We start from the raw sequence: 8,327 nt of genomic DNA, 5'->3' as shown, positions 1-8,327 counted from the left end.
AAAAGGAGTGAACGCAATGGCAAATTTTAATGAACACGCATTGGAAATGTCAATAATGGAGTTGTTCAAAGACGAGGGATACACCTATGTCAGTGGCGACCAGATACACAGAGAAAGGACAGAGGTTCTGCTTACGGACGACCTGAAGCAATACCTCTATAATCGCTATGCGAAAGACGGTATCACACCGAGTGAGGTGGATAGTGTCATTCTAATGCTGCGTAATATTTCCGGTACGATTTATGAAGCAAATAAGGCTGTATTTAAGTTGCTCTGCGATGGCTTTATTCTTAACCGTGAGGATAGAACGCAGAAAGACCTTTATATTGAACTTATTGATTTCGACACTCCCGAAAACAATATTTTCAAAGCGGTTAATCAGTTTGAAATTGAAGGCGTAAATAATCAGTTGCGTATTCCTGATGGCATTGTGTTTGTAAATGGTATTCCTGTCGTTGTTCTTGAATTTAAGAGTGCGGTACAAGAAAATACAACCATAATGGACGCATATAAGCAGCTTACAATCCGTTACCGTAGAGATATTCCGGAGATTTTCAAATATAATGCGTTTGTTGTTATCAGTGACGGAGCAAATAATAAATACGGTTCTTTCTTCAGCCCGTATGATTTCTTCTATGCGTGGAGGAAGATAAATTCAGACGATAAAGAACTGGACGGTATCAATTCTCTTGTAACAATGATAAAGGGACTTTTCCGAAAAGACCGTTTGCTTGAAGTTATCAAAGATTTTATTTATTTCCCGGATAACACAGATAAAGATTTGAAGATAGTGTGCCGCTATCCACAGTTCTTTGCGGCAAATAAATTGTATGAGAATATCAAGGCTCATCTTCGCCCTGAAGGAGATGGTAAAGGTGGTACATACTTCGGAGCGACAGGGTGTGGCAAGAGTTATACAATGCTGTTCCTTACCCGTATGTTGATGAAAAGCAAATACTTTTCTTCCCCGACTATTCTCATTATTACAGACAGAACAGACCTTGACGACCAGCTTTCCAAGCAGTTTGTCGGTTCAAAGAAATATATCGGAGATGAAACCGTTGTAAGCATTGAGTCCCGTGAGAAACTTCGTGAGGAGCTGCAGGGACGAGAAAGTGGCGGTGTTTATCTGACTACCATTCAGAAATTTACAGAGGATTTGCAACTTCTTACGGACAGAACAAATGTTATTTGTATTTCTGATGAAGCACACAGAAGCCAAATCAATCTCGACCAAAAGGTTAAGATTACAGAGTCCGGTGTTCAGAAAACCTATGGATTTGCCAAGTATCTGCACGATTCTTTGCCAAATGCAACTTATGTAGGATTTACCGGAACTCCGGTTGATGGAACAATCGAAGTTTTTGGTGGTGTTGTAGACGCATATACAATGACGGAAGCTGTTAAGGACGGTATTACAGTTAATCTTGTTTACGATGGTCGTGCAGCTAAGGTTATGCTCAATCAGGACAAGGTAAGACAGATTGAAGAATACTATGCTCAGTGTGAACTTGAGGGAGCAAATGAACATCAAGTAGAAGAAAGTCAGAAAGCAGTTGCCAAAATGGAAGTTATTATTGGCGACCCTGACAGACTTCGTGCTGTTGCGGAGGACTTTATCAAACATTATGAAACCCGTGTGGCAGAAGGTGCAACCGTAGCAGGCAAAGCAATGTTTGTATGTTCCAACCGAAACATAGCATACGATTTCTATAAGATAGTAAAGGAACTCAGACCGGAATGGACAGAAAAGAAAATTTGTGATGACGGTGTTGTTCTGAGCGAAAAAGATAAAAAAGAGTTGAAGCCAATGGAAAAAATCAAGTTGGTTATGACTCGTAATAAAGATGATGAAAAAGACCTCTTTGATATGCTTGGCACAAAAGAGGATAGGAAAGAATTTGACCGTCAGTTCAAGAACCCGAAATCAAACTTTAAGATTGCCATTGTTGTAGATATGTGGCTGACTGGTTTTGATGTGCCGGAACTTGATACGATTTATATTGATAAGCCTATTCAGCAGCATACCCTTATTCAGACGATTTCCCGTGTAAATCGTGTATGCGAGGGCAAGGATAAAGGTTTGATTGTTGACTACATAGGTATCAAGAAAAATATGAATACTGCCCTCAAGAAATATACGAATTTTGAGAGCGAAGAATTTGAAGGTGTGGAGCAGTCTATCACGATTGTAAAAGACCAGTTAGAAGTTCTTGGTCAGATGTTCCATAACTTTAACAGCAGTGATTTCTTTAATGGTTCGCCTACCGAACAGCTTGCCTGCCTGAACCGTGCGGTTGAGTATGTGCAGTTGTCTGAAGAACTGGAAAGAAGATTTATGGCAGCAGTCAAGAGAATGAAGCAGGCATTTAACCTTTGTAGTTCAAGTGAGAAATTCTCTGATGAAGATAAGGATTATATCCATTTTTATTGTGCTGTCCGTTCTATCCTTTTCAAGTTGACAAAGGGCGATGCACCGGATATTGAGCAGATGAACGCTCGTGTTCGCAAAATGCTTGAGGGTGCAATTCAGTCTGATGGCATTGAGGAATTGTTTGAAACCGGAAAACATATATCGGTTGATATTTTCAGCGATGAGTATATGGATAAGATAAATGCTATTCAGTTGCCGAATACGAAAATCAAGATACTTCAAAGACTTCTTTCTCAGGCGATTGACGAGTTTAAGAAAGTCAATAAGATTATGGGTGTGGAATTTGCAGACAGACTCAAGAAAGTTGTTGATGAGTATAATAACCGTCGTCGTGATGAAGCGTATGCCAACGAAGTCCTTGATGATGTTGCGGAGCAGCTTGCACAGTTGTTGTCTGAACTGAAAACAGAAAAGAACTCCTTCAAGAATATGGGTATAGATTATGAAGAAAAAGCTTTCTATGATATTTTGAAAGCAGTTTCCAAGAAGTTTGAGTTTGAATATCCGGACGATAAAATGATTGAACTATCCAAGAGGATAAAGTTGATTGTTGATGATAAGTCACGCTATACCGATTGGTCTGCCCGTGATGATATTAAGGCAAACTTGCAAGTGGATTTGATATTGCTGCTTGATGAGTTCGGCTATCCGCCAGTAACCATTGATGATGTTTACAAGGAAGTTCTTGAGCAGGCAGAGAACTTCAAGAAATATGCGAATTAAAAACTGATTGTATCAGGAGTAATTTTCAGAAGATAGAACTTAGAAGAGAAAGGAATTGGGTTATGTCAAAATTAAATGTTGACCAAAAAACAATAAAAGATTTATTTCAGAGTAAAAAATCGGACTTTTTAATACCAGATTATCAAAGACCTTATGCTTGGGGCGAAGCTGAATGCAGAACGCTTTGGGATGATATATTCTCATTTGCTATTCCTGATGAAGGAAAGACAGAATTTGATAGTAATAGCGAGTATTTCCTCGGTCCGATTGTAACTTTCAGAAATGAGGATAAATTAGAGGTTATTGATGGACAGCAGAGATTGACAACTCTTATGTTGCTTTTAAGAGCGTTCTATTCTAAGTTCGGTCATATGCAGGACAAGGCTTCTATATCAACAAAGCAGAACATTGAAAAGTGTTTATGGAAAACTGATGAATTTGGCGAGCCTGATATGTCACAGCTCAAGATAGACTCTGAGGTTGCTACTGATAATGACAAGGAAGAATTTCTTGAAATATTAAGAACAGGAATTGTCAATAAAGAAATGAAAAGCAAATACGCTTGCAACTTCAGATTCTTCCAGAATAATATTGATGAATTTTTGTCCAAATACCCTACATACTTTGCTTATTTACCTACCCGTATTATGAATAACTGTATTCTCCTTCCGATTGAAGCTGAGTCGCAGGATACAGCGTTGCGTATTTTTTCAACGCTTAATGATAGAGGAAAGCCGCTGTCTGATGCGGATATTTTTAAGGCACAGTTTTATAAGCATTTTTCTAAATTGGGTAAAAAAGAAGAATTTATTGCTCAATGGAAAAAGCTCGAAGAACTTTGTGAGAGAATATTCCATCCGATTTCTGGTACACCGATGGACGAATTGTTTACACGATATATGTATTTTGTCCGTGCAAAAATGGGGATTGTATCATCTACAACAGAAGCTTTAAGAAAATTTTATGAGAAAAATTCTTATGCCCTTTTGAAAGACACTAATACATTAACGGAATTGATTGTATTGGCTGAATTTTGGGAAGATGTTTCCAATCAAGATACCGAAAGATTTTCAAATAGAGTTTTGAAGCGATTTTTTGTATTGAACTATGCTCCAAACGGAATGTGGACATATTTTGTATCCGTATATTTTATGCAAAATAAAGATGATGAAGGTTTGCTTGATGATGAGAAGTTCTATACATTCTTGCAAAAGATAACTGGATTTATATGGACATATGCTATTACAAATCCGGGCGTAAATGCACTTAGAACCCCGGTGTATGCTGAGATGGTAAATATCGTAAATGATAAGCCTGTTGAATTTTCAAAATACAAGTTCGATGCGGATACTATAAGAAGTATATTTGATAATTTCAGCTTCAATAATGCACGCCCAATTACAAAAGCAATGATAGCTTGGTGGGCATATCAGAATGATAAACAGCCACTACTTTCACTTGAAACCACTTTTGAGATTGAACATATTTATGCTCGGAATAGGAACGAGAAAGAAAATTCATTAACAGATGCTCGGAATGTAGAGTCATTGGGCAATAAAGCATTACTTGAGAAAAGAATCAACATTCGTGCTTCTGATTATCGTTTTACGGATAAGAAGAAGTATTATGAGGGATTTACGAACAGTAAAGGTCAGGTAAAAGAGGGAACAGGTGTTGTTGAACTTCTTGACCTGACAGCTACATCGACTGACTTTACGGAGAATGATATTATTGACCGATATAAAAAGATGATTGATTGCTTTATCAATTACTTGCAGAAGAATGGCTTGCTAAAATAAGAGCATAGAATGCGAAAAATATGTTTCATTTGGAAAGGTACAGGGAATTGATTTGGAAAATAATAAAGCTGTTTTATTTGAATTAAATATAGAAAATGATAGATGTATATTTCCAAACACAATATCAGATGCAATTATTGATGCAAATAAAGAACTGAAAGATTTGGAAGATAAGCTTAATGAAACACTTGAAACAATAAGGCTGTTGACTCCAGAATGTGATAAGTTGGATTATATATTGTCTGCAAGTTCGGGTGCGTTATGTGGAATAATTGATGTTTTTCTTGTGGGTAAACCAGGAGAGTCACCATTAGGGGATATAACAGATAAATGGTTTGCAAATAGAACAATAGACTTTGCAAAAATATGTGGATATACGGGGGACAAGAATTCTTTATCATCAGCAATAAAATTTTTGGAGAAGAAATTTAAAATCCCATATGACCAAAGTGTTGGTGGAGGAATATTTCGTGAGTTGATTGATTTGACTCCATCAAACCATCATTTTAAATCGTTGGGACATAATCCAACACTTTTAGGTTTGTTTTTTTCCATCCTTAATCAGTTTACAAATACTTCAGATTTCGTATCAAATGGAGAATTGATTTCGTTAAATAATTCAGATGGGAAATTTGAACTTCAAGGAAAAAACATACCAAGTAAACTATTTTGCGGTATTGCAAACTGGATTGGTCATTTGATTTCAGATGTATCTGGTTCGTCAAGTAGTAAAGGCAGAGGAATGGGAATACCATCTCCAATATGGGCTTGGAGTAATGATGTAATTGCAATTAAGGCAAAACTAAATATTCCAGTGACTGAATTTGATAAATCCGTAAATGAGCTTGCTTTGAAGTTATTTGAAAAGGGATACGATGTAAGATTTCAAACTACTCAGGCAATACCGGTTTTTATCAATGAAATGGTCGTAAGATTGTTATATTCAATAAGACGCCTGATTGGATATTATATATCTGTACCTAAAAAAGATAGGAGTTGGGGATTACTTTGGAAATCGTGTGAACCATTTTCGAATGCAACTGTAAAGCGTATGCTGACAGTTGCACATGGGACATTTTGTATAATAGATATTGGCGATGCAACAATTAGAGGATTTGAAAAAGGAATAGGAAGTTTCAATGTTGTCGAATTTTTTATGCGATTGAATATAGTCGGTGTTGGTCGGCTGACAATCTCTCTTTATGGAGAAGCAAAACGAGGAATACAGCGTAGTAAAGCCAATAATGAAGCTATATTCATGAAAAGAGAAAAAGTGATTATAGATGATTATATGGAAGGATTGAAAATTCTATCCAAGACATATGATGATAAATTGTTGATGACTTTTGTTAGCGATTTTAAATCAAGTAATGCATATAAAGAGTCTTTCAACAAATCAGTTGAATTGGCAAAATTACGAAATGTGCCTGAAAATGAAAGAATAAAATCAAAGGCAGACATAGATTGCTATTTCCGAGGAGGTTCATTGAAATGAGTAAGAAGAAATCTAAATTACAGCAAGCACAAGACGAAGCACAAGCAGCGATAAATGAAACGAACAAAAAAATTGAAGAACTTGGAAAACATTCAAACAATTTATGCATTGAATTAAATAACATTCAAAAGTTATTTGATGAGATTCGGAATATACCAAGTGAAAAGAAAATAGAGTGTGAAAAATTAAAAAAAATCAGATTGAATTGGAAACAACAAGCTGAGAAAATAGAAAGTGATTATAAAGCAGCAGCGGTAAAAAATGCAGGAGCAGGAGCAGCCGGAGTAAGTGCCGGTGTTGCTGTTGCAGCAATGGGTCCGACAGCAGCTATGGGAATTGCAACTACTTTTGGAGTTGCTTCAACAGGAACGGCAATTTCAACATTAAGCGGGGCGGCTGCAACAAATGCAGCTTTAGCTTGGCTTGGTGGTGGAGCACTTGCAGCAGGTGGTGGTGGAATGGCAGCTGGAGAAGCTTTTCTAACCCTTGCGGGACCAGTAGGGTGGGCTATTGCAGGCGTTGCACTTGTAGCGAGTGGCATTATGTTTTGGCGGTCATCAAGTAAGAAAAAAAGAATCGAAGAAATTTTTACACTGATTAGCAAACGTGATGTCAAATCATATAAACTTGCAGTTGTTGAATTGAGTGAACGAATTACAAGAATTGATGAAGAAAGCAAATTGTTAAGAGATGCGATTGTAAAGGTAAAGAGTTTTGGCACAGATTATGATGCAATGACAGAAGCACAGCAGTATGAACTTGGGGCGTATGTTAATCTAATGTTGTCATCTACACAATTATTGGTTAATCCAATACTTGGATTGCAGCCTAAATATGGAAATGAAGATTTTGAAAAGTTTATTTCTTGGAAAGGAAGGAAAACAGATAAAGCATTGTGTAATGATTTCAAGACATTGATTATATCGTTTGCTAATCTTCTTTATAAAATAGATTTAGATGATAACGATAAAAGATTGTTATATAAGACTTTTAAAGAAAATAAAAAAATGCTTAGTGCATTAAATATGAAAAAGAAGGAATTTAAAATAGATATTTTAAATGCTGTTGAAGAAGCACTTTTGTATAGCTATAAATAGTTCGTGGTAAAATAGACCACAAAATAAAAATGAAATTTAAATACTGAAGGAGAAGTGCAGATGCTAAATCTTGCTAAGGGATATAAAATATATGAGCCGGAAAGATTGAATGAGGAATACGAAGTGACAGATGACGTGACGTTAATGGCTAATGTTGATGTAGAAAAGATAAAAGAAGTATTCCAGCATTTCATTGTAATGCATGATGAACCGTTATTTTTTATTTTAGAATTACCAGTTACGTGTGACAGAGAAAATCCAGTTGCTCCGAGAATATTAGAGGAAACACATAAAGATGTTTATTATATAGATGGGTGTTCACAGGAAGAATGTCTTGTATTATTGGAAAGATACGGAGAACTTCTTATCAATGACGGCATGAACAGATTTGGATTTGGCTGTCATGAGAGTCAGGACGAAATCATGCTTGATAAATATAACGTGGTAACAATTTATAGTCAGCAGTTGTCGAACTATAATGAGTTTTTTGAAGCTCATGGAATTGAAAAAGTAGAAAGTCTAATTACAGCATGGGATACATTTTCTGATGAAACACCGGGACAGGCTGAAAGATGTGATTATAAAGGAAAATCGGTGTATGATATGCCAGAAGAATTAAAGGATTGGGGAATGTACTTAGCGGACACAAGAGCAGAGTAATTATTTTAGAAAGGGCAGGCTATGGAAACAAAGCCAAGAATTTTATACCTACAAAAGATTTTATTGGAAAGAACCGATGAAGAAAATCCTCTTTCCACAACACAGTTAATCAATATATT

Annotated in this window: 5 protein-coding genes; all 5 read left to right on the top strand. The window is 36.3% G+C overall.

The annotated features are described in order from the left end of the window. The first annotated feature begins 16 nt into the window (after positions 1-16). The 5 genes from ACLU24_RS14095 to ACLU24_RS14075 all read left to right on the top strand — a co-directional run bounded on the left by ACLU24_RS14095 (position 17) and on the right by ACLU24_RS14075 (position 8,208). Complete coding sequence (locus tag ACLU24_RS14095; RefSeq protein WP_412613298.1) at positions 17-3,157, top strand: type I restriction endonuclease subunit R; 3,141 nt, start codon at positions 17-19, stop codon at positions 3,155-3,157. Positions 3,158-3,219: 62 nt separating this feature from the next. After that, a complete protein-coding gene (locus ACLU24_RS14090; RefSeq protein WP_412613296.1) occupies positions 3,220-4,956 on the top strand; it encodes a DUF262 domain-containing protein in 1,737 nt (578 codons plus the stop codon). 52 nt (positions 4,957-5,008) lie between these two features. Then, positions 5,009-6,451 carry a hypothetical protein gene (locus ACLU24_RS14085; protein WP_412229156.1) on the top strand — a complete coding sequence of 481 codons (1,443 nt, stop codon included), beginning with the start codon at positions 5,009-5,011 and terminating at the stop codon, positions 6,449-6,451. Further along, the gene (locus tag ACLU24_RS14080; protein WP_412613295.1) at positions 6,448-7,548 is read left to right on the top strand and encodes a hypothetical protein; all 1,101 of its coding nucleotides are present in this window, start codon (positions 6,448-6,450) and stop codon (positions 7,546-7,548) included. The genes ACLU24_RS14085 and ACLU24_RS14080 overlap by 4 nt, the downstream gene beginning before the upstream one ends. 60 nt (positions 7,549-7,608) lie before the next feature. Continuing rightward, positions 7,609-8,208: a hypothetical protein gene (locus ACLU24_RS14075; RefSeq protein WP_412613294.1), complete on the top strand. Its 600-nt coding sequence runs from the start codon at positions 7,609-7,611 to the stop codon at positions 8,206-8,208. Positions 8,209-8,327 lie beyond the last annotated feature (119 nt).

Source organism: Pseudoruminococcus sp., assembly GCF_047012705.1.
Taxonomy (GTDB): domain Bacteria; phylum Bacillota; class Clostridia; order Oscillospirales; family Acutalibacteraceae; genus Pseudoruminococcus.
The sequence above is the reverse complement of the archived record's forward strand: the minus strand, read 5'-3'. Positions and strand labels throughout refer to the sequence as shown.